Genomic DNA, 25,388 nt, shown 5'->3' on the forward strand with positions numbered 1-25,388 from the left:
GCGCCAGGATCGTACCGGCCTGCATTTACCGACTTTGGAAATTCGATGCTTCACAGCCGCCGCGTGGCAGCTAATGTGCGCTCCAAACAAAACCCGAAGGATGCAGGGAGCTACGCACCATGAATGACGGGACCCCGATTAGGCCGGCGCGGAATGTCGAACTCGGCGCCAGCGGCGAGGAATTCCAGAACCTGCACGAATTCGTTCGCAAGGCGCGCGCCAGGCTCAACCAGAATGCGTGGGATTATATCGTCGGGGCGTCCGAGACCGAAACCACCATGCGGCGCAACCGGATGTCGCTGGATGAAATCGCGTTCCGTCCACGCGTGCTGCGCAACGTCGCCCGCGTCGACGCCTCGGTGGAAGCCTTTGGTCGAAAAATGCGCTTGCCGGTATTTATCGCGCCGGTCGGCGCGCTCGAGATTTTTGATCCCAACTCCGGTGCCGCAGTTGCGCGCGGTGCCGGCAGCTTCGGCGCAGGTCACATGCTGAGCTCGGTATCGGAGCCGGGCCTGGAGAAGACGGCACAGGCCGCGCCCGATGCGCTTCGCATGTACCAGCTCTATGTGCGCGGCGACGACGCCTTCGTGGAAGACGTGGTCAGCCGCAGCATCGCCAACGGATATTCGGCCTTTTGCCTGACGGTCGATACAGCCCATTACAGCCGGCGCGAGCGCGATATTGCCAAGCGCTATGTGCGCGAGAGCCGCATCCGCGCCACCGGCGGCGATTTCCAGAAGGGGCTGGAGTGGCGTACGGTGAAGTTGATCAAGGACAAGTACAAGACACCGCTGATCATCAAGGGCATCGCCACCGCGGAAGATGCGAAGATTGCACTCGACCACGGCGTCGACTGGATCTACGTATCGAACCACGGCGGACGCCAGCTCGATCACGGTCGCGGCGCGATGCATGTACTGCCGGAAATCGTCGACGCCGTTGCCGGGCGCGCCAAGATCATGGTCGACGGCTCGTTCTGCCGCGGGACCGATATCGTGAAGGCCATCGCCTCGGGCGCCGATCTCGTCGGCATCGGCCGCCTACAGTGCTGGGCGCTCGCTGCTGGCGGCGAGGAAGGCATCGTTCGGATGCTGGAGTTGCTCGAGGATGAAGTGATCCGTTGCCTCGGCCTGCTCGGCGTCACCAGTTTCGCTGAACTCGACAGGTCCTATCTGCATCCGGCAACGGCAACTAATCCGCCGAGCGTGTTCAGCGCCTTTCCGTTGCTTGATATCGAACCCTATCGATATTGATACGGGATCTGCCTCGTCGCGAGAAAGCTCTCCTCGGAGTCGCAGGGTGCGCGATGATAGGTCAGCAGATCGAGACCATGTGGCGCGGCCCGATCAGGGCTAGCCGCATCGAGATGCCATATTCCTGACATCATTGGAATCCGTCCGCCTTAGCGGCATCCGCTGGAGTTGAAAGCGGAAATTGCCTTGGGGATGGCCGGCTGACGAGGACGCGTTGCCGCTGGGGCCAACAAGTTCCATCGGATCGTCCCGAAAATGCGCCAAGCCCAAACGTTTTTGGCCACATTCGAAAACGACCATCATGGCCATGAAAACGTTGGCCGTTATCTCACTCCTGGCGCTGCTCACGATTTCGGGCGCTGCCTATACGGACCAGTTGCTGACAAGCGAGCAACGGGCGGCTCAACGCGTGCATTGACGCTAGCCGTGGGGGCCGGCGTTTCGAAGTGAACCTTGGGGACGAGCAATGCTTTCCGTTGATCAATTTCTCCGACTTGTCAGCGTGCCGGCGGTTTTCCTGGCCTTTCTTATCGCAACACAGATTTCGGGCGGCTGACGCTTCGGCAATCTGACATCGCCGTTTCCGCCTCGAAATCGGCTTCCCCTGCGCTCAATACGGCGCAGACAGCGTGCGGAAATATGCTAACGTCCCTCCATTCTGGAGGGCCATCATGATTGAACCGAAGTTGGAAGTTCCGGCGGAATTGCGCGATCTGGCCGAAAAGACCATCGACCAGGCGGAAAAGGCGTTCGGCATGTTTTTCGATGCCGCCGCCAAATCGATGGCCACGGTGCCGAGCCCCGGCACGGAAATCTCGAAGCAGGCGCTCGCCTTCACCGAGCAGAACATGAAGGCCGCATTCGAGCATGCGCGCAAGCTGGTGCAAGCTACCGACCTTCAGGAAGCGATGCGGATACAGTCGGAGTTTCTGCGCAGCCAGTTCACCAATGCCGGCGAGCACATGCGCACCATCACGGGCAACGCGATGTCGGCTGCGAAGGATGCCTCAAAGGGCAAGTTCTAGAGCAGGATGACTTTTCTTCGAATCGTCATCCCGCTCTATCTTTTTGTTTGAGCATGATCTTTTCGGAAAACCAGTGTCCACTTTTCCGGATCATGCTCTAACGCCGCCGCGCGACCGCAACACCGAGCAGGAACGCAACGAACAGGCTCGCGAGCGGCGCTTCCCGGGTGACGGCGCTGACGGTTGCGAGCACGCCGCCGGGCCGGCGCGATTGCGCAATCGCTTCGCTCAGCCGGTCAACCGCGCTTTTTAACCCTTCCGAAACGTCGGTGATCGTTCGGGACACGTCGGCGGCCGCATCAATGGCACGTTCGGCCATGCCGGGCTGGAGGGACGGTGCGGGTGTTTCGATGGGCATCGGTCAATCGCTCGCCTGCTGGGTCAAACGAAGCCGCCGCCTTTGGCTATCCGCGCGTGCGCTTGCTCTGAACAGCGGGTCCAAGACCTTTGGCTATCCGCGACAGGCGCCGTTATGAACGGCGGGCGGCGGCTTCAATCGCGACAACGTGCCGGCGGCAATTTGGTTCCGCATGAGATTTGGCACTTCGTCAGTGGCATGGCGCCACCATCGCCGGAAGCGGAACGACGCGTGGCCGAGGCTCGCGTTACTTGACGCTGACGAACGCGCCCCAGACCGCGGCGAGACCCGCTCCCACCAGGACGATCACCGGGTTGTCGCAGAATACGCCGCCATATCGGCAGACGCTGGAGCTGTAAGAGCCAAGCTCGTGATGGCCGGCGGCGTAGAATATGCCTGAAAGAACCAGCAGAACGCCAGCAGCGAAGTACATCGGCTGTCTCCTTTGACCTCTGTCCAGTTACCCGAGCTTCGACCAAAATGTCGCGCGCTTGACACGTCGGGCAAATCAGTGGCACTTCTTCATCGTCGCAAAGATCGCAGCCCGCGCCGGGAAACCGGCAGCGGGTTTTTTCATTTGCGATACTAGCCGACAGCCGTTTCAACTTGTCGAAGCTGTTTCGTAGCATTTCCGCAGATTTGTTTACGGCGCGTTAAAAATTTGGTGTGTCGGGCAAATCAGTGGCATCTCGCCATCATTGCAGAGATCATCGGCAGGCCCGCGACAGAGTTTCCGTGGTGGGCTTTTTCCATCGACCCCGGCTGAACTGGGCGAGAATGTGATGGAGCACTCCTCGCTCGCGCCGCATTTTTGGGGTCCGGTACGTATCGCGCTTTACCCGGGGGACTCGCGATGAACAAACTGCTGATAGCTACCCTGATCGCAGGGTCTTTCATCTCATTCCAGGCCAAGGCAGGGGAGCGTGTCGGAGACGCTGCGCTCGGCGCCCTGTCGGGAGCCGTCGTGCTGGGCCCGGTCGGCGCGGTCGCGGGAGCATTCGTCGGATATTCGGCAGGACCATCGATCGCCCGCTCATGGGGTCTGCGGCGCTCTGCGTCTTCGCCGCGGGCTCGACGGGCGGCAACGCGCTACAGTTCGACAACGCAGGTGACGGCAGATGCAAGTTCGCCGCCGCCATCTGCAAGAGCCGCCGAAGCGCGTCCGGCTGCGCGCCGCGCACCGCCCGTTCAGCCGCTCGAGTAGAGCCGGGACGAACACTCGATCGGCGCGTCAAACAATTGACACGTCGGGCAAATCACTGGCATAGCGGCATCATCGCAGAAATCTTCATCGGCCCGCGCGGAGAAATCCGCCGCGGGCTTTTTCATATGCCTGGAGAATTTTCTGACCAATACAAACGCACGGCAGGGCGAGGGCTATAACGACCGACCGCTCGTGCGGGCATCTCACCCCAGATCCGTGAGATTTCTTCTGAAATACCGAAATCGGCATTGACGCGTCGGGCAAATCAGTGGCATAACGTCATCATCGCAGAAATCTTCATCGGGCCCGCGCGGAGAAATCCGCCGCGGGCTTTTTCACGAGCATTTTTCGAATCGGACGACGGCCGCACGTCACGACGCCGCATTCTCCCCATGCACCCTGCCTGGGCGTCGTCAGCGCGCCGTCGTCCGAGCCTTTCGGGAAAACGAGTTTTGCCGGCACGCGCGAACGTGCCTGCCGCGGCGTGGCATAAGGCCAGCGCCGCACGCGGCCCTTCCGGTCGAGGGATACCGGTTCGCGCCGGGAAATGATTGCGCGCAGCGATCATGCCGCACCTTTGTTTCAAGGAAGGGACGCGATGATTGCGGCAATGGCCCGCTCGAACTCGTCCATCGGATCGAGCGTGTGATAGTTCACCCTCAAGACGTGCAAAGGCAGAATTCCTGAAGGAGCGGCCGACTTCGAAACCCCCACTTGTGACCGATTGACGTGTTCGTGATTTGTTCTTAGGCTCCAAGCCGTTCCGGCAAGGGGGGGTGAGCTGGTGAGCACCAATGTTCGATGGCGATTCAAGAGAGCGCTCGCGCTCGTCGGCGCTCTCTTATTGGCTGACCCGGCGCTCGCTACAGACTACAGCGTCGACTTTGGCGCGGAGATCGGCGCCAGGAAAGACGCAGGTACTCTCGATTGCCAATTTGCAAAATCGTGTCGTGGCGAACTGGAATCCCTGGGGTTGTGGATCACCTTTCTGGTATTTCGCAGCGAGCCCGAGCGACTAATCGTCCATTTGTACGGCAGCCGCGACATCACCTGCTGCTATTTCGCCTACGCCGCTGACAAAGTCGTAGTCGATCCTCGTAGACGGATAGCGCCTGTGCCTTTCTTCAAAGGGGGAGGCGCCAGAGGCGGCCTGTATATCGAGAACAAGCGCGTGGGCACGCTCTACATCCGATTCAGTTCTCATTTAGACCCGCATTGACGGGTACAAGCTATTGGAGTTTGTCTCTTGGCGACGATTGAAAGAAAGCCTCTGCCGCCGCCGGGTTCAAGGACGACCCGGATAACCGAAGCAGACAAGGCCGAGATTCTGGCCCAGGCGAACGATGTTATCGACTACTATTTGAACGGGCCTGGATCTTATTTCGAATCCGGAACGCGCAAGCCGCTTGCGGGCGAGTATGAGGACAACTCGGTCAATGACCTGAAAAATTTCAAAAACAGCGTGATTGCCTCGATGCAGTTCGCTGATGATCCCACCGCGGTCATGCGTTCCGTAGTGGATCTGGTTGAACAAACCATCCAGCAGGTCGAACAAGCGGCACGAAACGCCGCACGAGAGACAAAGAGGGAAGGGACACCATTTGGAAAGTCCCGCCAGACCCCAATGATCCAATTGACGATCCGAGAGTCATAAGCCCGCTAGAACTGAACAATGGAACTCTTCGAATATCGCTGCCCGTAGACGCGGGGCAGCGCGCGCATCCGCCCCAATCAAGTTCGACATCCGTAATTTCCAATAGAAGACCGGAACGATATCTGGGTCGCCGTATCGCCGGAAGACCAGACGCATCCCCTTTCGATAGGAGCACGCCGGCTCTGCCACCCTTTCTTCCATCCGACGAGGCTTTCTCGCGTCCCAATCAGACGGGTCTTGAGGGTCGCCTCGAACACCGCGTTTCGTCGCCTGGACCTGGCACAGTTCGCGAATTGTATCAGACCGGATCGCTTCAGACCGGCAGGCCGCCGCCCGCGACATTTAGCAGCAAGCCGATGCCTAACTATCCCGTTCCGCCGCCGATCTTCGGCTTTCCGGAACCAGGGGGGGCCCGATGACGAAGACTGGATTCTGGAGCTGCTTGCGCCCAGCCGAAGGCGATAACGACATCGATCGCCCGCACGAGTATTGCCGGCGTCCTCGGCGATTTCGGAAATAGCGAAATCAGCATTGGCACGTCGGGCAAATCAGTGGCATAACATCATCATCGCAACAATCTTCAAAAGCCCGCGCGGAGAAATCCGTCGCGGGCTTTTTCATGAGCATTTTTCGAATCGGACGACGGCCGCACGGCACGACGCAACATCCTCCCCATGCACCCTGCCTGGGCGTCGTCAGCGCGCCGTCGTCCGAGCCTTTCGGGAATGCGCGCCGTGCCCGCGCGCGCAAACGTGCCATGCGCACGTCGCTGCCAGCCGCTTCTGCACAAAAAATACGGAGGTTCTTGGCAATAAATGCAGAAGAGGCGCTCGAAATCTCCTCACAGAACGGGTCAAAGTTGGGGTCGACGAGCGGTTGCCTTCCTGATGCCGGGCGTGCCTCCCGGATATGGACAATGATGCATCTTTGTTGACGCTGCTTGTACGCTTGGGTTGACAGTTTCCGATGATCGAGCTCGAGACACCCGTCGTCATTACTTTGGATGCTTTATCGCATTTAGGAGCCGGTTTCCGATGTGCAAGAAAAGGTTTGATCTGACACGATGGGCAGCGGCAGTCGCACTTTGCTGCCATGTAACTCCAACGCCGAGCGCGTTGGCTGACAACACTCCGGCCTGTGTCGCAAGAGTGTCGGCTTACGTATCCGAGCTCGATCAATTGCTTTCCACGCAGATACCTTGGTACCGTCCCCTTGAAATAGGTCCCTACAACGAGCTCAATCGCAAGTACTTCCCGTTCGGCGGCTGTGATGGCGATCCAATCTTGATCGAAGCGACCAAATCACGATTCGTCCAAGTCATCGGATATAATCCCAGAGCGAGATACTACTTGGTCAGGTTCTCGAACAAGGATGTTACGACTGGTTTCTCCTATGACGTGAAGGAACGCAAAGTCGAAAGCCTTGGCGCCGGCTGGGTACGCGACTCGTTCTTTAATCCTTAACTGTCTCTAATTTGCTCGATGACCCTTGTCGCGAAACGAAATCCGTCTCGGCGACAATGAACGTTGAGCGTCTTCTTTTCAAGCAAATCGTCAACAGGTCGCGCACTCGCGCATCCTGCATCATCAGATTGTGGTTCTTATGCCCGAGAAAATTTTTCTGACCTATACCAGGCAAGGGCGATAACGAATCGATCGCCCGTACGGGTATCTTGCCGGCGTCCTTGACGATTTCGGAAATAGCGAAATCGGCATTGACACGTCGGGCAAATCAGTGGCATAACGTCATCATCGCAACAATCTTCAGAAGCCCGCGCGGAAAAATCCGCCGCGGGCTTTTTCATTGGCATTTTTTCGAATCGGACGACGGCCGCACGTCACGACGCCGCATCCTCCCCGTGCACCCCGCCTGGGCGTCGTCAGCGAGCCGTCGTCCGAGCCTTTCGGGAAAGCGAGTTTTGCCGGCACGCGCGAACGTGCCGGCCGCGGCGTGGCATGAGGCCAGCGCCGCACGCGGCCCCTCCGGTCGAGGGATACCGGTTCGCGCCGGGAAATGATTGCGCGCAGCGATCATGCCGCACCTTTAATCCTGGAGACACCGATGACAGCGTATCTGATTTCGCTCGCGCTGGTCGGTCTCCTCGCAATCGCCATGTGGGACGCATTTTTTGAGTAGATCGAGAACGTTGACGGAAATCCGCTCGCTGGCGCGCAGCCACACGCGAACCGCCATGAATGTGCTGGTTGGCATCATGCGATCAAACGACGCAACGCCCGCCGCGCGCGTGTCGGCTGCGAATTCCATCCTCGATCGCGGTTGGGGCAAGGCGGCGCAACCGCTGCAAAGCGGAGACGATCCACGCAAGGTGGTTCATCGGATCGAGCGCGTGATCGTTCATCCGGAGGACTCGTCGGAACAGGTTTTGTCCTGTGAGGACGGGGCTGCCAGCGCCGGCGATTGACGATGTTCCTGTTTTGTTCTATGATAGTGTATCCTTGCGTTGGCCTTGCACTTTTTCTGACACGCGCATCGTCCTCCGATTTTCGTTGTGGCTTCACTGAATGAGGGTGGCATCGATGGTGCCACAGCATGCGAGCTGTTCGCTTTAGGCGAGCCTGATAGCGAAGACCGCACAATCCCGTGGTGCTTTTGAAATCTCACGTGCGCGCATTGGAGCGCGTTGGGGATGCACCGAGCACGACCGTATTTGATTTTGGAGCGCCGGCCGTGCCGTTCGTTTCACCGGGCCCGCTTCCGCGTCCCGGTGCTCCCGCGACATTCGACGAACGCTTCCCGGCTGCGTCGCCTCCGTCGAACGCGCCAGGGGCCGCATCGCCGGACGATCTGGAAGCGTTTCGCCGGCAATGGATCAAGGCGTTCATGAAGCCCTGAGGCGCGTTCTATCATGCGCCGTACGAGACAATTCGAGTCGACTCTTTGTCCACCTTGAAAATTCCAACCGCAAGGGCGTTCGAGCCGCTGCTCAAGCCTGCACGCTACAAGGGCGTGTACGGCGGGCGCGGCTCCGGCAAATCGCACTTCTTCGGTGAGTTGCTGGTCGAGACCTGCCAGGCGGAGCGCGGCACGCTGGCGGTCTGTATCCGCGAGGCGCAGCGCACGCTGGCGCAATCGTCCAAGCGGCTGATCGAAAGCAAGGTCGCCTCGCTTGGCCTCGGCAGCGGCTTTCGTGTCTTCGCCGACAAGATCGAAACACCGGGCGACGGCATCATTATCTTTCGCGGCATGCAGGATCACACCGCGGATTCGATCAAGTCGCTGGAAGGATTCCGCATCGCGTGGGTGGATGAGGCCCAGTCGCTCAGCGCGCGCAGCCTTGCGCTGCTGCGACCAACCATCCGCGCCGCCGGATCCGAACTATGGGCAAGCTGGAATCCCCGGCGCAAATCGGACGCGATCGACGATTTTCTGCGCGCGCGCAAACCTGCGGGCGCGATCGTGGTGAAGGCGAACTGGCGCGACAATCCCTGGTTTCCCGCCGTGCTGGAGGAGGAACGCCGGCTCGACCTGTCGCTCTATCCCGACCGCTACGATCATATCTGGGAGGGCGACTACGTGCGTGCGTTCGAAGGTGCGTATTTCGCGCAGATGCTTTCGGAAGCGAAATCGCTGGGACGGATCGGAAAGGTTTCCGCCGATCCGTTGTTGCCGCTGCGCGCCTTCATCGACATCGGCGGCGCCGGTGCCGGCGCTGATGCGTTTACGATCTGGATCGTGCAGTGGGTCGGCAACGAAATTCGCGTGCTGGACTATTACGAGAGCATCGGCCAGGTGCTGGCGTTCCACGTCAACTGGCTGCGCTCGCGCGGCTACCATAACGCGATCCTCTATTTGCCGCATGATGGCGTCGCCACGAACAACATCACCGGCAAGCGCTACGAGGACCATTTGCGCGAAGCGGGATTCACGGTCGAGCCGCCGGTGAAGAACCAGGGCAGGGGCGCCGCGATGATGCGCATCGAGGCGCTGCGCCGGCTGGGCCCGCAAATCTGGTGGAATGAGGCGACGACCGAAGCCGGCCGCGACGCGATCGGCTTCTACCATGAGCGCCGCGACGATGAGCGCAACGTCGGGCTCGGCCCGGAGCACGACTGGTCGAGCCACGCCGCAGATGCGCTGGGACTGATGGCGATTTGTTACGAAGCGCCGGGCAGGGCGGGAAACTTCAACCGGCCGATCCGGTACGCCGAAGCTGGGTGGAAGTGAGAGGGAGCGCCGGCCAACTGCTACAGGTACTGCAATTGACGATGTTCGCGTTTTGTTCTAGTTTGCCTTAACACTCCCGTCGTGCCGGGGCTACACCGATGAAAATCCCGCTGGTGAACCAGGTTGCCCTTGGCGCGTGGGCACTGGTTCTCGCCTGCCTAGCCATCTGGGCACTTGAAATGTACGAGCCGGATTTTTCCGCCGAGTACCAGGTCGGGCTGTTTCAGAACCGGGATGACTTGCCGATCGACGGCGTTAGCTGCGTTTCGATCGACGCGCGCAGAATTGTTTTTGATCGGAAGGAATACGCCGATCCCAAATTGTCCGAAGACATCGCGAGCTCGCTTTCGGTCAGGGATGTGTTCATGGAGAGAGATGCCGGGAAATGTCCCTGGGAACTCGATATCAGCGGTATCTCCGGGCGAGATTACAACGTGATGCTCGGTGACAAGTTCGCGCGTTATCTTGTCTCCGTCTCTGTCTGCGAGCGGGCAGACAGCGCGCAAGCGAAGTCCGCAAGATGCCTTTCGAAGAATATCTACGTCTTCAATAGAAGTGTCAGCCCGCACAAGTTGTTTTTGCTCGGTCTGGCCGGGCTGGCAAAATCACAGGCGGCCAAGGAAGAACTCTTTCGGATTAGAAAGGAACTGCTGTGAGCGACAGTCGGTCGGTCATTTTCGGTGACTTGCAATACCAGATATCGAAGCCAATCCAGCATCCGAATGGATATTACTATCAGCGGGTTCGCCAGATCGACCGTAACGGCAACCTTGTCGGCGATGGGGAGGTAATCGTCAGATCCTCCGGCCCGGATTCGCAGGCCGGATTGTTCGATCCCAATGGTGGACGTCAATCAGGCTATGCAGTCGCGCGATCCGTGTTCGATCTCGGCAGAGTGGCTCTCGGAGTCGGCTTGGGAAACAGTCGGATGATTGGCGGGGGTGCCGCGAGCGCTGTGAAAGGGGCAAGCCAGGGCTTTCAACTTCCGGACTTCCTGCGCGGTGAGTACCACGCATGGCCCGGGACCGATGAACCGTGGGACCAAAATACCCTGAATTCCGACAGTCGTCCGAATTGGCAACCTGGGCCGTCTGAGCGACTTCTTTACGGCGTTCCTCGGGAGCACCGCAGCGATCGGACGCGTCGGATTTACAAGGACGAAGTCGGCCTGAGCGCATCTCATCCGATGTCGCCACAAGCCGAAGCTGAATCCGGAGGCTTTGGCGGCAGGCCGCCGCGAGTCCTGAGCGGGAGGTTCGTCGGGCAGCCGCCGGCTTCCTGGACCGGTCAAGACAGGGCGGAGGACGCGCCGCGGATTTCCGACAACATGAAATATACGGGCGGTCTCTTGGGCCGCATCAACGCGCTGGCGGGCGACGATCCGCAAGGCCAGGCGCCGTTTGAACTTTCCCCATACGATGAAGCGTGGCATGGAGCTTTCCGCTCGACACAACCATGGTTCGTTCGGGGGCGCTGAATTCGGCGGGCGTGCCAGGCTTGTAGCGGATCTATAGCGGGATCGACAGCCGGAGCTTGGGTCGAACGTCAATTCAGCTTCGACGCCCCGACCGGATTGGGCGCTGGCTGTTCCAGCATCTTCAACGACGCATCGAGCGCGTTGCGCAGATGCATGGCGGCCGTCGCGCTGCATCGCAATCTGCCGCATGAGACGAATCTGACATCCACGGAGTCATCCTGATGCGGGACCAGGATGCGCGCGCCCAGCTCTACCTGAACGATGCCGCTCATGACGCCGTAGGCCGGTGCGATATCGAAATAGATGGTCGGGACGTCGTTGCGGTTTTCGAAGACTGGCACCGGCCCCTTGCCGGTCGGGTCGATATCGGGAGGGTTGGCCAAGCGTGTACTCCTGGGGTCATGGCTTGCGGAAGCTCAGGCCTATCCGAGTCGGGTTTGACCAGACAGCGATTTAATCGGAGCTGACGGCTCCATTCCCTGAAAACGAGACATACCGATGCCCAAAATGTCGACTTCCGATCTCAAGGCGATGCTTGCTGCGGAAAAGGCCAATGCACTGGCGGCGATCTCCGCGGCGCGGCTGATGGAGGAACGCGCCGACGCGATGGATTACTATCTCGGCGACATGAGCAAGGATATGCCGGCGCAGGATGGCCGCTCGCGCGCCGTGTCGACGGATGTCGCCGACACCATTGAAGGCCTGATGCCGCCGCTGATGGAAATTTTCGCCGGCAGTGATGAAGTCGTGCGGTTCGAGCCGGTCGGCCCGGAAGACGAGGCTGCGGCACAGCAGGAGACGGATTATGTCAATCATGTCTTCATGCAGCAGAACCCGGGCTTCATGGTGCTGTATTCCTTCATCAAGGACGCGCTGCTGTCGTGACGGGTCTCGTCGGCGCACTCTGGCTCGGCATCAAGATCATGCTGGGCAAATAAATCGACGGTCCAACGAACAGTTCTGGAAATCTGGCCGATGTACCGAATTCGCGAGGTCGATGGAGACGACGAAGATGTCGCCGAGACCCTGGCAGATCTTCATCGTCTGACATTCTTTGACGGCGCTCCGCTGCCGGATTTCGCACATGGACACTGGTGGGTTGCATACAGCAATGCATTGCCGGTCGGCTTTGCCGGCATCGTGCCGTCCACGCATGCGGACAACGCCGGATATTTCAGCAGGGTCGGGGTACTCCAACGGCACCAGGGCAGGCGGCTTCAATTGCGATTGATGCGTGCGCTGGAATTGCGCGCGCGGCGCAACGGCTGGCGCGAGGTTGTTTCTGACACGACCGACAATCTTCCCTCGGCCAACAACTTCATTCGCGCCGGCTATCGCCTCTTCAAGCCCCGCGTTCCGTGGGCGTGGCCGAACACACTTTACTGGAGGAAGTTCATCGTCTAGCCGACGCACACCCCAACGTTGCGTCGCAAAACCTTCATATGTGGTCTATACTTGGTCCCGTGGATGCAGAAGCCAATCGCGCAGCCGACCGAATCGGGGTGGTCTCTATGAAAATTCGCCGCTTTGTCCTTGCCTTGTTCGCGTTATCGGTGTTCGCGCCGTGGCAGCCCGCCAGAGCGGCTGATGTCATCTGCTACAATTGTCCGCCGGAATGGGCCGATTGGGCTTCTATGCTCAAGGCGATCAAGGCCGATCTCAACTACGACATTCCCCACGACAACAAGAATTCCGGCCAGGCGCTCGCGCAAGTCCTGGCTGAAAAGAACAACCCTGTCGGCGATATCGGCTATTTCGGCGTCACCTTCGGCATGAAGGCCAAGGCACAAGATGCGCTGGAGCCGTACAAGCCCGCTAATTGGAATCAGGTCCCTGCGGGATTGAAGGATACCGATGGTTACTGGACCACGATCCATTCCGGCACCCTCGGATTGTTCGTGAACAAGGACGCGCTCGGCGGCAAGCCGGTCCCGGCCTGCTGGAAGGACCTTTTGAAGCCCGATTATAAGGGCATGGTCGGCTACCTTGATCCATCGTCTGCTGCGGTTGGCTATGTCGGTGCGGTCGCGGTCAATCTGGCACTGGGTGGTTCGGCGACCAACTTCGACCCGGCGATCAATTTCTTCAAGGAGCTTCGAAAGAACGATCCGATCGTACCGAAGCAGACGTCTTACGCCCGCGTCGTTTCCGGCGAAATGCCGATCCTGTTCGACTACGATTTCAACGCCTACCGCGCAAAGTATTCGGAAAAGGGCAATTTCGAATTCGTGATCCCCTGCGAGGGTTCGGTGGTGTTTCCTTATGTCGTGGGCCTCGTCAAGAATGCCGCCCACAAGGAGAAGGCCCAGAAGGTGATCGATTATCTGCTGTCCGACAAGGGGCAGGCGATCTGGACCAATGCCTATCTCCGTCCGGCGCGGCCGATCGAGCTGCCCGAGACGGTGAAGAAGAAGTTCTTGCCGGACAGCGACTATGCCCGCGCGGCCAATGTCGATTGGGGACAGATGGAAAACGTGCAAAAAGGTTTCGTTGACCGCTATCTCGCCGAGGTCCGCTGAGGCAATATGCTGTCCTCGCCTGGGGGCAGCATTTCTTGATGTCGCAAAAATCCTTTGTCTGGTCCTGTCTGTTGCCGCTCGTCATGGTGACGGCGGCATTCTTCCTGTTGCCGATGGTGCGTCTCGTCGTGACGGGCGCCGAGGGGCCACAGGGATTTGCGGCATATCTCGCCATTCTGATCGAGCCGCGCTATCGCGCGACACTGATCAACACCGTCCTGCTGGCGGCCGCGACCACCGGCGTGACGCTGATCGTCGCGACGATTGCCGGTATGTTCCTTCAGCGGCATCGTTTCCCCGGCCGTGCCGTGCTGATCGCGATGCTGACATTTCCGTTGGCTTTCCCGGGCGTGGTCGTCGGATTCATGATCATCCTGCTCGCCGGGCGGCAAGGGCTGATCGGCGATTTATCCAGCCGCGTATTCGGCGAGAAGCTGGTATTTGCTTACTCGATCTATGGGTTATTTCTCGGCTATCTCTATTTCTCGATCCCGCGCGTCATCCTCACCATTATGGCGGCAGTGCAGAAGCTCGATACGGGCTTAGAGGAAGCCGCCCGTTCGCTCGGTGCGGGCCCATGGGCGGTGCAGCGCGACGTTGTCTTGCCGGCGCTGGCGCCGGCGTTTGTCGCCTCCGGTGCAATCGCCTTTGCGACCGCGATGGGCGCGTTCGGCACGGCCTTTACGCTTGCGACCAACATCGACGTGCTGCCGATGCTGATCTATACCGAGTTCACCCTCGCCGCGAATTTTGCCACTGCGGCAGCTTTGTCGGTCGGCCTCGGTCTCATCACCTGGCTCATCCTCGCGCTCGCCCGTTCGTTCAGCGGTAGCGCGGTCGCCGCAGCAGGATGAGATCATGCGATACCGCCTGATCTTCGCCGGTCAATTTGTCTTTACGCTTGCTGTCGCTGCATTTCTGATGGTGCCAGCAGCCTTGTCGATCTCTGCCGGGGTCACCGTCAGCTACTTTCGCGGCATCCGGTCCGGCGTGACCTTGCAGTGGATCGTCCAGGTGTGGGAACTTTATGCTGGCACGATCCTGCTGTCCTTTGTCGTCGCGTTCGCAACACTGGCCGTGACATTGTTGGCTGGCGTCCCCGCCGCCTATGCCTTGCACGTGCGGGGAGGGCGCCTTGCACGCGTCGTGGAGGAACTGATCACCCTGCCGCTGGCCATTCCGGGCCTTGCCATCGCACTGGCTCTGCTGCTTACCTACGGCGGCTTTGGCGACTTCCGCCGGTCCTGGCTCTTTATTCTGGCGGGCCACGTCATCTTCACCATGCCCTTCATGGTGCGCTCCGTCTTGGCGGTATTTGGGACTATCGATATCAAGACCCTCGATGAGGGAGCGGCCTCGCTCGGCGCTTCACCATGGCGCCGCTTCCGCGATGTTATTGTGCCCAATGCGATGCCGGGGATTCTGGCGGGCTCGCTGATGGTCGTCACGCTTTCGCTGGGTGAGTTCAATCTCACCTGGATGCTGCACACGCCGCTCACCAAGACACTGCCGATTGGGCTCGCGGACAGCTATGCGTCGATGCGGCTCGAGGTGGCATCCGCCTATACGCTGATCTTTTTCATCATGATCATTCCGTTGCTGGTGGCGATGCAGCTATTCGCCGACAGGGAGCAGCGGAAATGAGCACTGCGAATGGGCATGGCGCATCGGTGAGCGTTCAGGCGTGCGGAAAGACATTTGCCGACGGTACCCGCGCGCTTGAATCGGCCACGCTTGACATCGCGCGCGGCGAAACGCTGGTGCTTTTGGGGCCGTCAGGCTGCGGCAAGACCACCATGCTGCGCATCATCGCCGGGCTTGAGTTGCCTGACGAAGGTGGAACGGTGCTGTTCGACGGAAAGGACGTGACCTCGGAACCCATCGAACAACGCAATGTCGGCATGGTGTTTCAGTCCTACGCGCTGTTTCCCAACATGAGCGTAGCCGACAATATCGGCTATGGCCTAAAGGTCCGGGGCGTACCCCGGCAAGAGCGGGCCGCGCGGATCGCCGAGCTGGTGGCGCTGACAAACATCGCGGGACTTGAGAATCGCCGCATCGACCAGCTCTCCGGCGGCCAGCGTCAGCGTGTTGCGCTAGCGCGTGCCGTGGCGATCCGGCCGCGCATCCTGCTGCTCGATGAGCCCCTGACCGCGCTCGATGCCGCCTTGCGCGACCGCCTCCGCGGCGAGCTCAACCGCCTTCTGCGCGCCCTCGGCATCACCACGATCTATGTCACCCACGACCAGGCCGAGGCGATGGAGCTAGGCGATCGCATCGTCGTCATGCGGAAGGGGACGATCGCCCAAATCGGCACGCCACGTGAGATTTACTTCACGCCGCGGAATCGCTTTGTTGCTGAATTCATCGGCGCCGCGAACATCATCGAGTCTCCCGTCGAGGATGGTCATCTGGTATTGTCGGGAGGGCGGCAGCCGCTACGAAGCGGCATCAATCTTGCGGTTGCCGTTGCCATGATCCGCCCCGAAACCATTCAAGTGGTTGAGGCCGGCAGAGCGCCGCTGTCAGGGACCATAGACAGCGTCAGCTTTGTCGGTGATCGGCAGCGTCTTGTTATCAGCGGCACATCAAGGAAACCGCTCACGGTCGATGCCCCCAACGCGGTGCAGGTAAGACCCGGTGAGGAAGTTGGATTGCTGGTTGCGCCGGAATCGGTTCGGCTGCTGCCGCTGGAGGATTGAGGACATCGATGCCGTCCAAGCCGGTCTGTATCGCGCAAATTTCCGATTTGCACATCAAGGCTCCGGGTACACTGGCCTATGGCCGCGTCGATACTGCGAGCGCTCTTGAGCGTTGCGTGACCACCTTGAATGAACTCGATCCAGCGCCCGATTTCGTGGTGATCTCAGGTGATCTTGCGGATACGCCGACGGATGAGGAATACGAAAATCTGAGGCATTTGCTGGCGCCACTGAAATTGCCGTTCGCTGCGGTTCCCGGCAATCACGATTCGCGCGAATTGATGCGCGCGGCGCTTCCGCTGGCCGATTACGCCTTTCAATACGGGCCGCTCAACCAGCGAATTGAAATCGACGGCCTTGCTCTACTTCTGCTCGACTCCAGCGTGCCGGGCAAGCCGCATGGTGAACTTGATGCGCAAACACTGACGTGGCTTGACGCCACGCTCGCATCGGCGCCGGAGAGGCCGGCCTTGCTGTTCCTGCATCATCCTCCATTCATGACAGGTATCGGGCACATGGACCGCCAGAATCTGCTCAATGCCGGTGAGCTGGTGTCGATTGTCGAGCGTCATCCTCGCGTGCAACTCATCGCCACCGGTCACGTTCATCGCGCCACCTTCACGACATTTGCCGGCGTTCCCACGACGATCTGTCCGGCGCCCAATCACGCGGTCGATCTCGATCTGGCCGAATTGCGCGAGCCGTCGTTCAGGGTCGAGCCGCCGGCCTTTCATCTCCACACCTGGTTTCCAGGAGCTGACTTCGGCAACGTGGTGACGCACCACGTGCCGATAGGCAAGTTTGATGGACCGCATCCGTTTTTTGGGCCGGACGGAAAACTGCTCTAGATAATCGCCCTCATTCCGAGCGATTGCAAAGCAGACCAGGAGGGCGCATTCTTCTTCCAAAAAACGACGGCCGGCTCGCAGCGGTCGCCTGATATTTTGGGGGGAGCCGATGCGCGCGTTTCGTTTTCTGGCCTTGCCGTTTGCGCTGCTGCTTGGTTCTCAAGCTGCCGCGCAATCCACCTACCCGGACCGGCCGATCAAGATGATCGTGCCGCTGGCGGCGGCGAGTGCGGTCGATGTCGCTGCGCGTATCGTGACGCAGAAGATGGCCGATAATATGCGCCAGCAAATCGTCATCCTGAATCTGCCCGGCGCTTCCGGACTGATCGGCGCAGAACAAGTCGCGCGGGCGGAGCCGGATGGCTATACGATCGGCGGCTTCAACGACAGCATCATGACCATGGTCCCCAATCTACAGTCGAAGATGCGGTGGGACATATTGAAGGATTTTGAGCCGGTGTCGCTGGTAGCCACCGTCGAGTGGGGGCTGGTCACAAACAACCGTACAAGCTTCAGGTCGGCGGCCGATCTGATCGCCGCCGCCAAGGCCGCGCCCGGGAAGATCGACTATAGTTCGGGCGGTCCTGGCAGCCCGCAGCATCTGGCGATGGCGATGTTTGCTGCCGGTGCCGGCATTTCGCTCACTCATGTGCCCTACAAAGGCGCGACGCAGGCCGCGACCGACGTCGCCGCCGGCCAGATTCCGGTCGGCTTTCAGGGGCTGGGAACGGTTGCTGCGTTGGTTCGCGGCGGCCAGCTAAGACTGATTGGGGTGACAACCGAAAAGCGCCTGACGCAATTTCCCGACGTACCCACCGTTTCAGAATCGGGACTACCTGGTTTTTTCTTCAATTCCTGGTTTGCGATGCTGCCGCCTGCCGGCACGCCAAAGGAGATTGTCGGCCGGCTGAACGCCGAGGTTTTGAAGGCACTCGGCGATGCCGAAGTTCACCGCAAGCTCGAGGAGTTGGGATTTGCGGCGCGTGGCAGTTCGGCGGAGGAACTTCGCGTCATGACGCGGGATCAGCTTGCCAAATATGCTCGCGTCATCAAGGAAATGGGAATTGCGAATGAGTAGCTTCTGCCCATGCCGAGGATCTGGTTCTGGCAGCGAGCGGCTATTTCCACGCCACGGGATTGACTATGCCTTCACCGCCATTCGATGATGCTGTTTCAGCCTATCAGGGTCGGGCAGGGCGACGGTCCCTTTGCGGACCAGCTTTCTCCGGATTGCCATAGTTTTGGGGGCGGCTTGGCCCTCCCGCGGTGACCGGGCGCCGCGCTCGGTTGGGTTTACTGGCTGGTGGCGATGTCTTGTCGCGCTTGCGGTTTTCACGCTGACGGTCATATCTGCCCTGCGACCCCCAAGCGCGGCCCAAAAGGCGGTTTGTGGTTGAAAAGCCCGCCGCCGTTGACTACGGAAGGAAGGATTCCCCCGATCCTTCCTGGAGTTCTACCCGGCGTGCCTCAGGACAACAAAGGCGATACTCGCGGATCGGCGGGCGGCAAATTATCCGTCTTGCGCAAGCATCCGTATTTTGCCGATCTGGAGCCTGACGCCTTCGACCAGCTCTGCCGCTACGCCAAGCACACCACGCTCAAGCGTGGAGCAACGATCGCCTCAAAGGGCGATCCGGGCACCAGCCTGTTTGCGGTCATCAGCGGCACGGTCAAGATTAGCGTCTCTTCGCCCGATGGGCGCAACGCAATATTGAACCTGATCGGTCCCGGCGAGATCTTTGGCGAGATTGCGCTGCTGGACAGGCAGCCCCGCACGGCCGACGCGATCGCCAATACCAATTGCGAGCTTTTCATCATCGATCGCCGCGATTTCATTCCATTCTTGCGCAGCCAGCCGGAGCTGGCGATGAAGTTCATCGAGTTGTTGTGCACTCGATTGCGCTGGACCAGCGATCAGGTCGAGCAGATCATTCTCCAGGACCTTCCGGGCCGCCTCGCCAGCGCCTTGTTACGGCTGACGGAAAGGCACAAGGGCGCACAGGGCGGACGGACCATCGCCGTTACCCAGCAAGAAATCAGCGAAATGGTCGGCATGACCCGCGAAAGCATCAACAAGCAGCTCCGCGCTTGGGCCGCGCGTGACTGGGTCCGGCTCGAGCATGGTGCCATCGTCGTGCTGAAGCCCGAGCCGCTACAGGCGCTGATTGAAGCCGGATCGGCGGACGACAGCGATTAGAGCGACTTACTGCCGCGATTTCTCATCCAACTTGCGGCAAACCTCACAAGCCGGTGAAACTGATGAGGCATGTGAAGCATTTCACAGGGGTCTTGCGTGCACTGCGGTATGTGACTTCCGGGTAGGCAGATCCACACCATGGAGGCGTCCATGCCTGGCTCGTTCGACCGGTCACCGAAAGACGACGAACACAGCATCTACCGCAACTGGAATATCAAGCTGATCGCTTTGCCAATCTTGGCGGCGGTGGCCCTAATCGCTTATGTCGTCAGCCAAATGGGGCATCTGGTATCAGGCTGAAATCAGGTTGGCGCCGCGTTCGATCGTGAACTCGGCGTCAATCAAGCCGCGCGAATGGTTCATGTCCGACTGCGACATCAGCAAGGTGAGGTCCTTGCCTCGAAGCGATGCCAGGACCTCTGACAGCCGTTCGGACAGCGCGGGCGCGATTCCCTCAAACGGTTCGTCGAGCATCAGACATTTTGTGCCGATAGCAAGCGCGCGCCCGAGCGCCACCAGCTTCTGCTGGCCGCCGCTCAACAGCAGCGCCTTGCGGTCCCGCATCTCTGTGAGTTCGCGGATCACCGAGTAAACGAACTCCAGTCGCGCCTTGCGGTCAATGTGATCGGCGACCCACAGCGGCAGCAGAATATTCTCCTCCACCGTCAGTTGGGGTACCAGGCAGCGATCCTCCGGCATGTAGCCGATGCCGAGCGCGGCGCGGTCGTGGCGCGGCCGGGCGGCGAGATCGATGCCTTCGAAGCGAATGATGCCTCGCGCCGCCTTCAGATGGCCCATGATCGAGCGCATCAGGGTGGTCTTGCCGGCGCCGTTGCGGCCGACCAGGCCCACCATGGCGCCGCGCGCAATGTGCAGGGAAAAGCCGCGCAGCGCCGGCATTGACTGAATTTCAACGACGAGATTGTCGATCTCGAGCAGGGGCGCCGCTGTGCTCATTGTGTGCCCCCGGTGACGTAGCGGCGCACTTCCTTGTCCTTCAGAACATGGGCTGGTTCGCCGTCGGCAAGAATGCGGCCCTGGTAGAACGCGACCACGCGATCGGCGTAGCGGTTGACGATCTCCATGTCATGCTCGACAAAGACGACCGTGGAGGCATCGGGTGCCACCGCATGGATGACGCGGTCCATGGTGGCGAATTTCTCTTCCGCCGAAACGCCGGAAGTCGGCTCGTCCAGGAGCAGCAGTTTCGGCCGGCGCACCAGCGCCATGGAGATGTCGATCAGCTTGCGCACGCCACCCGCGAGCTCCGAGATTGGACGGTCGGCGAGGTCGGCCAGGCCAAAACGCCGTAATAGTTCCACTGCCTTGTCGTGGCGCTCTTGCGCGCCTGCCGGCGATTGGAATGACAACGCCCTCGTGCCGGCGCCGGAAATAGCCACCGTCAGGTTTTCCGCGGCGGTGAGCTCAATGAACAGTTGCGGAATCTGGAACGAGCGCGAAATGCCGAGCTTGGCCACGTTGCGCGGCGAGCGTCCACCGATATCCAGTCCGTCAAGCGCGATCGATCCTTTGTCCGGCGCCAGGTAGCCGGTGACCATATTGACGAAGGTGGTCTTGCCAGCGCCGTTGGCGCCGATCAGGCTGACCTTTTGGCCGACGGGGATGTCGAGGGTAAGCGCGTCGGCGGCGACGACCGCACCGAACCGTTTGTCGAGGCCGCGCACGGAAAGGACCGGCTTCACAGCACCACCTCTTTCTTGGTCGTGCCCTCCGATGCGGTTGCGGGCGTGCTCTTCCGGCGCCGGTCCCGGACCCAGAGCGAACCGATACCTCGTGGCAGGAACAGGATCACGCCGAGCAGGAAAACGCCGAGCACGAGCTGCCAGGTGTTGGGCAGATAGAGATTGGAGAACGAGCGCACCAGCTCCAGCGCCATCGAGGCAACGAACACGGCAGCCACGCTTTGGTTTCCGGCGAGCACTGCGACGAAGACGAATTCGCCTGATGTGGTCCAGTAGGCGAATTGCGGATCGATATGCCGCTGTGCCATCAGCGCAAACGCGCCGCTGGCGCCAGCAAAGATCGCGGCAATCACGAAATTGAGCGAGATGATGCGGTTGGCGGAAAGACCGAGATACTCGACGCGCAGATTGTTTTCGCGAACGGCGAGACTGGCAAGGCCGAATTCGGACCGAAACAGGATGGTCGCAGCGATGCCGGCAAGGCCAGTCGTGATCACCGATACCGCGTACAGCATGAAGTCGGCCTCGCGCGGATCGGAAAAACCAATGCCGAACAAGGTCGGCCGCCCGACGTTGAATCCGTCCGAGCCGCCGAGCGCCGTGGATTTTACCAGCGCGCCGTAAAACACCATCGAAAGCGCCAGTGTCAGCATGCCAAAGAAGATGCCGCTGTAGCGGGCAATCAAGGGACCGATCACGAGGCCAAGCACGCCGCCGCAGACAGCGCCGATGATCACCTGCGCAACCGCGTCGGTGAGGCCCCAGCCATTGGCGATCAATGCGACGCCATAGCCGCCGGCGGCGTAGAACAGGCCTTGGCCGAACGAGATATTGCCGGTCCGCGCCAGCACCACAATACCGAGTGAAATCAGCGCATTGGCAGCGGCAATTGTCGCAAGCGACAAGGTCCAGGTCGGCAGCAGGCGGCCGAACAGGGTGACGGCCCCGACCAGACCGATCATGACCAGGGGATGCATGCCCTTGTTCATCAGATCCGCCTTGCCGTCTCGCGCTTGAACAGGCCCTCGGGGCGGAACAGCAGCACCCCCGCCATGATCAGATAGATCATGAATAGTTCGGCCTGTGGCATCAGGTGCACCGAGGCCGCCCGCGCGAGGCCGACCAGGATCGCGCCCACGGCAGCGCCTTCCACGCTGCCCAATCCCCCAATCACGACAATGGCAAAGCTCAGGATGATCACATCCGAGCTGAGGCCCGGCTGCATCGATATTTTCGGCGCCGTCAGGGCGCCTGCGAGCGCCGCCAGCAGCACGCCGAAAGCGAACGCGAACGCATAGACGCGGTTCACCCGCACGCCCATGCTGACGCTCATTTCCTCATTATGGATCACCGCCAGCACGATCTTGCCCATGATGGTGCGATTGAGGCCGAACCAGATTGCAAAGCCGATCGCAGCGGAAATCGGGATCAGGACGAGGTCGTAGCCGACATAGTAGAGCCCGGCGAATTCGAGGTTGCCGAACAGCTCGTAAGGCTGCGTCGCATAGATCGGATTGACGCCCCAGATCAGCTTGGTGACATCCTCGAGGATCAGGAACACGGCGTAGGTGACGAGCAACAGCACGACCTCGTCGCGGCCATAAAACATCTTCAGGAGACCGCGCTCGAGCAACAGCCCAACGGCCGCGGCAATCAGTGCCACTGCGAATAGCATCGCGACAAATCCGACGCTCGGCGGCAAGCGGTGTGCCGCAACCAGCGTCACCACGGTGGCCGCGACATAAGCGCCGATGGCGTAAAAGCTGCCATGGGCGATGTTGAGGATCTTCAGCACGCCGAACACCAGCGTGAGCCCCAGCGCCACGATGAACAGCCAGGAAGCCTGGATCAGGCCGTCAACAATGATGGTCAGGAAGAAATTCATGGCTGCCAGTTTAGGCGGGAAGTTGCGGGCAGCAAACAGCGGCGCGAACGCGTCCGTTCGTGCCGCTGCATCGTTGCGTCATCTGCCGCCGGCGCCGATCAATTGCACTTGGCGCCCTGCATGCCGCCCCTGATCCAGTCCAGCGATTTCACGCCCGGCGGCGGATTGACGCACTCGGCGGGAAAATACTGGATGTCGACAAGGTCGACCCGCTTCAGGTCCGGATTGTACTTGGTGCGGCCGAAGCCAATCGACTGGATCGCCTGGTGGCCGTCTGCCAGCTTCATCTGGACCAGGCCGCCGGGAGTTTGCCATTCGAGGCCGGTCATGGCGGCGACCAGTTCGTCCGTGGACGGCTTCTTGCCGCCGTTCTTTGCCATCGCCTTTTCGACCGCGGCCTTCAGTCCGAGGATCGCCTGCGTCATGCGATAGGCCGCCTGCACCGGATAAACGCCGTTGGCGCCTTCATACCCCTTGAAGAACCAATCGTTCAGCGGCGACTTCTGCGACATCAAGCCGTAGGCGCCGCGCGCACCGATGATGGTGCCGTCTGGCATCTTGTCGCCGAGCGGCGGCAGCACGTGGTCGGCCGCGCTGAACACGAGCTGGCTGCGTTTAGGCAGGCCGCGCGGTGATGCCTGTAGGATGAAGGACTGCAAGTCGCCGCCCCACAGGCTCGAATAGACCACGTCCGACCCGGCACTCACCAGCGCTGAGATTTCGGTGCCGTATTGACCGGCGCCGAATTTCGGCAGCAGATCGGTCACGAGCTTCGCATTGGGATAGAGCTGCCCGGCTGCGGCGACGAAGTCGGCCCGGCTGTCTTGTCCCCAGGCGTAATCCTGGTTGATCGCCGAGAGGGTCTCCATCTTGACGTTCTTGGCTTTCATGTAGCGGATCAGGCCAACGTTATCCATTGTGGCATGTGCGGCCGTACGGAACACGTAGTTGTACTTGCCTTCCTCGAAGATGCGCGGCGTGCCGCAATCCATCAGCACCAGCATCTTCTTCAGCTCTTCGGCGATCGGCGCCACGGCAAGACAGTCGCCTGAGCTGATATAACCGAGCACGGCGTCGACATTATCGCGCTGATACAGGTTACGCAGTTCTTGTACCTGCTTGGTGGCGCCGCCGTTCTCATCGATGATGATGGGCTCGATCTTCATGCCGCCGAACCCGACTTTTTCGTAAGGCGAGGGGGCGCCACCCTTGTTCAATTGATCGATGACGAATGTTCCGCCGTTGCGGGCCGGGACGCCAAAACTGTCGGCGGCGGGTCCGGACAGGAATGTCACGATACCGAGCTTGAAGGTTTCCTGCGCAGATGCGGGAGCGGCGAGAGCCAGTGATATGGCGGCCGCAGATGCAAGCGTGACAGCGCGGCGAGCCCGCGAAAGACGGTTCATGATCTCCTCCCCATGTTGTGGCCCTGCGGTTTGGCCGCTGGCCGTTCCCGCGCAGGCTGATCCGGCGTCGGAATTTTAAGGGGAGTTTAGGCGGCCTTTTTCCGCGCGTCTATGGAAGCCATCGTCGCAGACTTGCGTCTACAAGTCATCTAGCCGTCGAGAATGGCGACCGCCCGGGTCCATCCGGCGGAGGCCCGTTCGATCTTCACCGGGAAGCATGACACCATGAAGCCCGTCGAGGGCAGCAGTTCGAGATTGTGCAACTTTTCGATGTGGCAGTAGCCGATATGCCGTCCGGCCTTGTGGCCTTCCCAGATCAGGCTGGCATCCCTGGTCTCTGCATACTTTTTCGCGGTGTAGACGAATGGCGCATCCCAGCTCCAGCCGTCGATGCCCGTTAGCCGCACGCCGCGCTCCAGAAGATACATCGTTGACTCGTATCCCATGCCGCAGCCTGAGGTGACGTAGTCCTGCCGGCCGTACTTGGCGCCCGCGCTGGTGTTGACGACGACGATCTCCAGCGGCGATAGCGTGTGGCCAATGCGCTTCAGCTCCGCCTCGACGTCCTTGGCGGTGGCGACATAGCCGTCCGGGAAATGCCGGAAGTCAAGCTTTACGGCCGGTTGCAGGCACCATTCCAGCGGCACTTCGTCGATCGTCCATGACCGCTCGCCGTGGTTCATGGTGGGATGAAAGTGCCAGGGCGCGTCGAGATGTGTGCCGTTGTGGGTCGAGAGCTGCACCTGTTCGACCGCCCAGCCCTGGCCGTCAGGCAAATCCTCCGCCTTCAATCCCTCAAAGAATTGCAGCATGCGCGGCAGGCCTTGCTGATGATCGATGTATTGAATCGTCGGGTGCCCGCCCGGCGGATCGGCCGGCACGTCGTTTTGCAGCGGCACCGAAATGTCGATCAATTTGCGCGCCATCGCGTATTCCTTCCCGGATACTTTCTTCTGATTGTGCTCTAACGGG

General features: G+C 60.4%; 28 protein-coding genes. 19 read left to right on the plus strand and 9 right to left on the minus strand.

Translation table 11 applies throughout. From position 1 onward, the window contains the following. Positions 1-119 precede the first annotated feature (119 nt). A complete protein-coding gene (locus tag JQ628_RS01010; RefSeq protein WP_212217830.1) occupies positions 120-1,253 on the plus strand; it encodes an alpha-hydroxy acid oxidase in 1,134 nt (377 codons plus the stop codon). Positions 1,254-1,924: 671 nt separating this feature from the next. Next, positions 1,925-2,278 carry a phasin gene (locus tag JQ628_RS01015; protein WP_212217833.1) on the plus strand — a complete coding sequence of 118 codons (354 nt, stop codon included), beginning with the start codon at positions 1,925-1,927 and terminating at the stop codon, positions 2,276-2,278. A 97-nt stretch (positions 2,279-2,375) separates the two neighbouring features. On the opposite strand, the gene JQ628_RS01020 is transcribed toward JQ628_RS01015, so the two are convergent. Further along, complete coding sequence (locus JQ628_RS01020; RefSeq protein WP_212217836.1) at positions 2,376-2,636, minus strand: hypothetical protein; 261 nt, start codon at positions 2,634-2,636, stop codon at positions 2,376-2,378. 247 nt (positions 2,637-2,883) lie between these two features. After that, positions 2,884-3,069 carry a hypothetical protein gene (locus JQ628_RS01025; protein ID WP_212217839.1) on the minus strand — a complete coding sequence of 62 codons (186 nt, stop codon included), beginning with the start codon at positions 3,067-3,069 and terminating at the stop codon, positions 2,884-2,886. A gap of 420 nt (positions 3,070-3,489) precedes the next feature. On the opposite strand from JQ628_RS01025, the gene JQ628_RS01030 reads away from it, so the two are divergent. The 7 genes from JQ628_RS01030 (at position 3,490) to JQ628_RS01060 (ending at position 11,156) form a co-directional block, all read left to right on the plus strand. After that, the gene (locus JQ628_RS01030; RefSeq protein WP_212217842.1) at positions 3,490-3,840 is read left to right on the plus strand and encodes a DNA-directed RNA polymerase subunit N; all 351 of its coding nucleotides are present in this window, start codon (positions 3,490-3,492) and stop codon (positions 3,838-3,840) included. Positions 3,841-4,624: 784 nt separating this feature from the next. Beyond that, on the plus strand, positions 4,625-5,059 hold the full coding sequence (locus tag JQ628_RS01035) for a hypothetical protein (RefSeq protein ID WP_212217845.1): 435 nt from the start codon (positions 4,625-4,627) through the stop codon (positions 5,057-5,059). A gap of 27 nt (positions 5,060-5,086) precedes the next feature. After that, positions 5,087-5,494 (plus strand): hypothetical protein, encoded by a 408-nt coding sequence (locus JQ628_RS01040; protein ID WP_212217848.1) that lies wholly within the window; start codon positions 5,087-5,089, stop codon positions 5,492-5,494. A gap of 2,191 nt (positions 5,495-7,685) precedes the next feature. Further along, the gene (locus tag JQ628_RS01045) at positions 7,686-7,916 is read left to right on the plus strand and encodes a hypothetical protein (RefSeq protein ID WP_212219251.1); all 231 of its coding nucleotides are present in this window, start codon (positions 7,686-7,688) and stop codon (positions 7,914-7,916) included. Between the two features lie 476 nt (positions 7,917-8,392). Next, positions 8,393-9,679 carry a PBSX family phage terminase large subunit gene (locus tag JQ628_RS01050; RefSeq protein ID WP_212217851.1) on the plus strand — a complete coding sequence of 429 codons (1,287 nt, stop codon included), beginning with the start codon at positions 8,393-8,395 and terminating at the stop codon, positions 9,677-9,679. A 98-nt stretch (positions 9,680-9,777) separates the two neighbouring features. Further along, entirely contained in the window at positions 9,778-10,335 is a 558-nt protein-coding gene (locus tag JQ628_RS01055) for a hypothetical protein (RefSeq protein ID WP_212217854.1), read from the plus strand. Beyond that, complete coding sequence (locus JQ628_RS01060; RefSeq protein WP_212217857.1) at positions 10,332-11,156, plus strand: hypothetical protein; 825 nt, start codon at positions 10,332-10,334, stop codon at positions 11,154-11,156. The genes JQ628_RS01055 and JQ628_RS01060 overlap by 4 nt, the downstream gene beginning before the upstream one ends. Positions 11,157-11,224: 68 nt before the next feature. On the opposite strand, the gene JQ628_RS01065 is transcribed toward JQ628_RS01060, so the two are convergent. Beyond that, positions 11,225-11,539: a hypothetical protein gene (locus tag JQ628_RS01065; protein WP_249127386.1), complete on the minus strand. Its 315-nt coding sequence runs from the start codon at positions 11,537-11,539 to the stop codon at positions 11,225-11,227. Between the two features lie 115 nt (positions 11,540-11,654). Between JQ628_RS01065 and JQ628_RS01070 the strand changes: the two genes are divergently transcribed. The 10 genes from JQ628_RS01070 (at position 11,655) to JQ628_RS01115 (ending at position 19,722) form a co-directional block, all read left to right on the plus strand. Continuing rightward, on the plus strand, positions 11,655-12,041 hold the full coding sequence (locus tag JQ628_RS01070; protein ID WP_249127387.1) for a portal protein: 387 nt from the start codon (positions 11,655-11,657) through the stop codon (positions 12,039-12,041). 90 nt (positions 12,042-12,131) lie between these two features. After that, on the plus strand, positions 12,132-12,560 hold the full coding sequence (locus JQ628_RS01075) for a GNAT family N-acetyltransferase (protein ID WP_212217859.1): 429 nt from the start codon (positions 12,132-12,134) through the stop codon (positions 12,558-12,560). A 107-nt stretch (positions 12,561-12,667) separates the two neighbouring features. Then, positions 12,668-13,675 (plus strand): ABC transporter substrate-binding protein, encoded by a 1,008-nt coding sequence (locus tag JQ628_RS01080; protein ID WP_212217862.1) that lies wholly within the window; start codon positions 12,668-12,670, stop codon positions 13,673-13,675. Positions 13,676-13,713: 38 nt separating this feature from the next. Further along, positions 13,714-14,529, plus strand: a complete 816-nt coding sequence (locus JQ628_RS01085) for an ABC transporter permease (protein ID WP_212217866.1) — start codon at positions 13,714-13,716, stop codon at positions 14,527-14,529. A 4-nt stretch (positions 14,530-14,533) separates the two neighbouring features. Further along, positions 14,534-15,319, plus strand: a complete 786-nt coding sequence (locus tag JQ628_RS01090; RefSeq protein ID WP_212217869.1) for an ABC transporter permease — start codon at positions 14,534-14,536, stop codon at positions 15,317-15,319. Continuing rightward, positions 15,316-16,377: an ABC transporter ATP-binding protein gene (locus JQ628_RS01095; RefSeq protein ID WP_212217872.1), complete on the plus strand. Its 1,062-nt coding sequence runs from the start codon at positions 15,316-15,318 to the stop codon at positions 16,375-16,377. The genes JQ628_RS01090 and JQ628_RS01095 overlap by 4 nt, the downstream gene beginning before the upstream one ends. Before the next feature lie 8 nt (positions 16,378-16,385). Continuing rightward, the gene (locus tag JQ628_RS01100) at positions 16,386-17,225 is read left to right on the plus strand and encodes a phosphodiesterase (protein ID WP_212217875.1); all 840 of its coding nucleotides are present in this window, start codon (positions 16,386-16,388) and stop codon (positions 17,223-17,225) included. 109 nt (positions 17,226-17,334) lie between these two features. Further along, the gene (locus tag JQ628_RS01105; protein WP_212217878.1) at positions 17,335-18,303 is read left to right on the plus strand and encodes a Bug family tripartite tricarboxylate transporter substrate binding protein; all 969 of its coding nucleotides are present in this window, start codon (positions 17,335-17,337) and stop codon (positions 18,301-18,303) included. Positions 18,304-18,687: 384 nt separating this feature from the next. Further along, entirely contained in the window at positions 18,688-19,422 is a 735-nt protein-coding gene (locus tag JQ628_RS01110; protein ID WP_212217881.1) for a Crp/Fnr family transcriptional regulator, read from the plus strand. A 150-nt stretch (positions 19,423-19,572) separates the two neighbouring features. Beyond that, positions 19,573-19,722, plus strand: coding sequence for a hypothetical protein (locus JQ628_RS01115; RefSeq protein ID WP_212217884.1), 150 nt, complete (start codon positions 19,573-19,575; stop codon positions 19,720-19,722). On the opposite strand, the gene JQ628_RS01120 is transcribed toward JQ628_RS01115, so the two are convergent. The 6 genes from JQ628_RS01120 to JQ628_RS01145 all read right to left on the minus strand — a co-directional run bounded on the left by JQ628_RS01120 (position 19,714) and on the right by JQ628_RS01145 (position 25,342). Continuing rightward, entirely contained in the window at positions 19,714-20,379 is a 666-nt protein-coding gene (locus JQ628_RS01120; protein ID WP_212217887.1) for an ATP-binding cassette domain-containing protein, read from the minus strand. The two genes, JQ628_RS01115 and JQ628_RS01120, sit on opposite strands and share 9 nt — an antisense overlap. Continuing rightward, positions 20,376-21,125, minus strand: a complete 750-nt coding sequence (locus tag JQ628_RS01125) for an ABC transporter ATP-binding protein (RefSeq protein WP_212217890.1) — start codon at positions 21,123-21,125, stop codon at positions 20,376-20,378. Before JQ628_RS01125 ends, JQ628_RS01120 begins: the two co-directional genes overlap by 4 nt. Continuing rightward, entirely contained in the window at positions 21,122-22,114 is a 993-nt protein-coding gene (locus JQ628_RS01130; protein ID WP_212217893.1) for a branched-chain amino acid ABC transporter permease, read from the minus strand. Before JQ628_RS01130 ends, JQ628_RS01125 begins: the two co-directional genes overlap by 4 nt. After that, positions 22,114-23,010, minus strand: coding sequence for a branched-chain amino acid ABC transporter permease (locus tag JQ628_RS01135; RefSeq protein WP_212217896.1), 897 nt, complete (start codon positions 23,008-23,010; stop codon positions 22,114-22,116). The genes JQ628_RS01130 and JQ628_RS01135 overlap by 1 nt, the downstream gene beginning before the upstream one ends. Before the next feature lie 98 nt (positions 23,011-23,108). Continuing rightward, the gene (locus JQ628_RS01140) at positions 23,109-24,416 is read right to left on the minus strand and encodes an ABC transporter substrate-binding protein (RefSeq protein ID WP_212217899.1); all 1,308 of its coding nucleotides are present in this window, start codon (positions 24,414-24,416) and stop codon (positions 23,109-23,111) included. Positions 24,417-24,565: 149 nt separating this feature from the next. Beyond that, the gene (locus tag JQ628_RS01145) at positions 24,566-25,342 is read right to left on the minus strand and encodes a cyclase family protein (RefSeq protein ID WP_212217902.1); all 777 of its coding nucleotides are present in this window, start codon (positions 25,340-25,342) and stop codon (positions 24,566-24,568) included. Positions 25,343-25,388: the final 46 nt, after the last annotated feature.

It is taken from the genome of Bradyrhizobium lablabi (assembly GCF_018129385.1).
Taxonomy (GTDB): domain Bacteria; phylum Pseudomonadota; class Alphaproteobacteria; order Rhizobiales; family Xanthobacteraceae; genus Bradyrhizobium; species Bradyrhizobium lablabi_C.

Bases quoted from the DNA above. Each gene is read 5' to 3' on its own strand.
- JQ628_RS01010 (WP_212217830.1), top strand. From the start codon at position 120: ATGAATGACGGGACCCCGATTAGGCCGGCGCGGAATGTCGAACTCGGC.
- JQ628_RS01015 (WP_212217833.1), top strand. From the start codon at position 1,925: ATGATTGAACCGAAGTTGGAAGTTCCGGCGGAATTGCGCGATCTGGCC.
- JQ628_RS01020 (WP_212217836.1), bottom strand. From the start codon at position 2,636: ATGCCCATCGAAACACCCGCACCGTCCCTCCAGCCCGGCATGGCCGAA.
- JQ628_RS01025 (WP_212217839.1), bottom strand. From the start codon at position 3,069: ATGTACTTCGCTGCTGGCGTTCTGCTGGTTCTTTCAGGCATATTCTAC.
- JQ628_RS01030 (WP_212217842.1), top strand. From the start codon at position 3,490: ATGAACAAACTGCTGATAGCTACCCTGATCGCAGGGTCTTTCATCTCA.
- JQ628_RS01045 (WP_212219251.1), top strand. From the start codon at position 7,686: ATGAATGTGCTGGTTGGCATCATGCGATCAAACGACGCAACGCCCGCC.
- JQ628_RS01055 (WP_212217854.1), top strand. From the start codon at position 9,778: ATGAAAATCCCGCTGGTGAACCAGGTTGCCCTTGGCGCGTGGGCACTG.
- JQ628_RS01070 (WP_249127387.1), top strand. From the start codon at position 11,655: ATGCCCAAAATGTCGACTTCCGATCTCAAGGCGATGCTTGCTGCGGAA.
- JQ628_RS01075 (WP_212217859.1), top strand. From the start codon at position 12,132: ATGTACCGAATTCGCGAGGTCGATGGAGACGACGAAGATGTCGCCGAG.
- JQ628_RS01080 (WP_212217862.1), top strand. From the start codon at position 12,668: ATGAAAATTCGCCGCTTTGTCCTTGCCTTGTTCGCGTTATCGGTGTTC.
- JQ628_RS01085 (WP_212217866.1), top strand. From the start codon at position 13,714: ATGTCGCAAAAATCCTTTGTCTGGTCCTGTCTGTTGCCGCTCGTCATG.
- JQ628_RS01090 (WP_212217869.1), top strand. From the start codon at position 14,534: ATGCGATACCGCCTGATCTTCGCCGGTCAATTTGTCTTTACGCTTGCT.
- JQ628_RS01095 (WP_212217872.1), top strand. From the start codon at position 15,316: ATGAGCACTGCGAATGGGCATGGCGCATCGGTGAGCGTTCAGGCGTGC.
- JQ628_RS01100 (WP_212217875.1), top strand. From the start codon at position 16,386: ATGCCGTCCAAGCCGGTCTGTATCGCGCAAATTTCCGATTTGCACATC.
- JQ628_RS01105 (WP_212217878.1), top strand. From the start codon at position 17,335: ATGCGCGCGTTTCGTTTTCTGGCCTTGCCGTTTGCGCTGCTGCTTGGT.
- JQ628_RS01115 (WP_212217884.1), top strand. From the start codon at position 19,573: ATGCCTGGCTCGTTCGACCGGTCACCGAAAGACGACGAACACAGCATC.
- JQ628_RS01120 (WP_212217887.1), bottom strand. From the start codon at position 20,379: ATGAGCACAGCGGCGCCCCTGCTCGAGATCGACAATCTCGTCGTTGAA.
- JQ628_RS01130 (WP_212217893.1), bottom strand. From the start codon at position 22,114: ATGAACAAGGGCATGCATCCCCTGGTCATGATCGGTCTGGTCGGGGCC.
- JQ628_RS01135 (WP_212217896.1), bottom strand. From the start codon at position 23,010: ATGAATTTCTTCCTGACCATCATTGTTGACGGCCTGATCCAGGCTTCC.
- JQ628_RS01140 (WP_212217899.1), bottom strand. From the start codon at position 24,416: ATGAACCGTCTTTCGCGGGCTCGCCGCGCTGTCACGCTTGCATCTGCG.
- JQ628_RS01145 (WP_212217902.1), bottom strand. From the start codon at position 25,342: ATGGCGCGCAAATTGATCGACATTTCGGTGCCGCTGCAAAACGACGTG.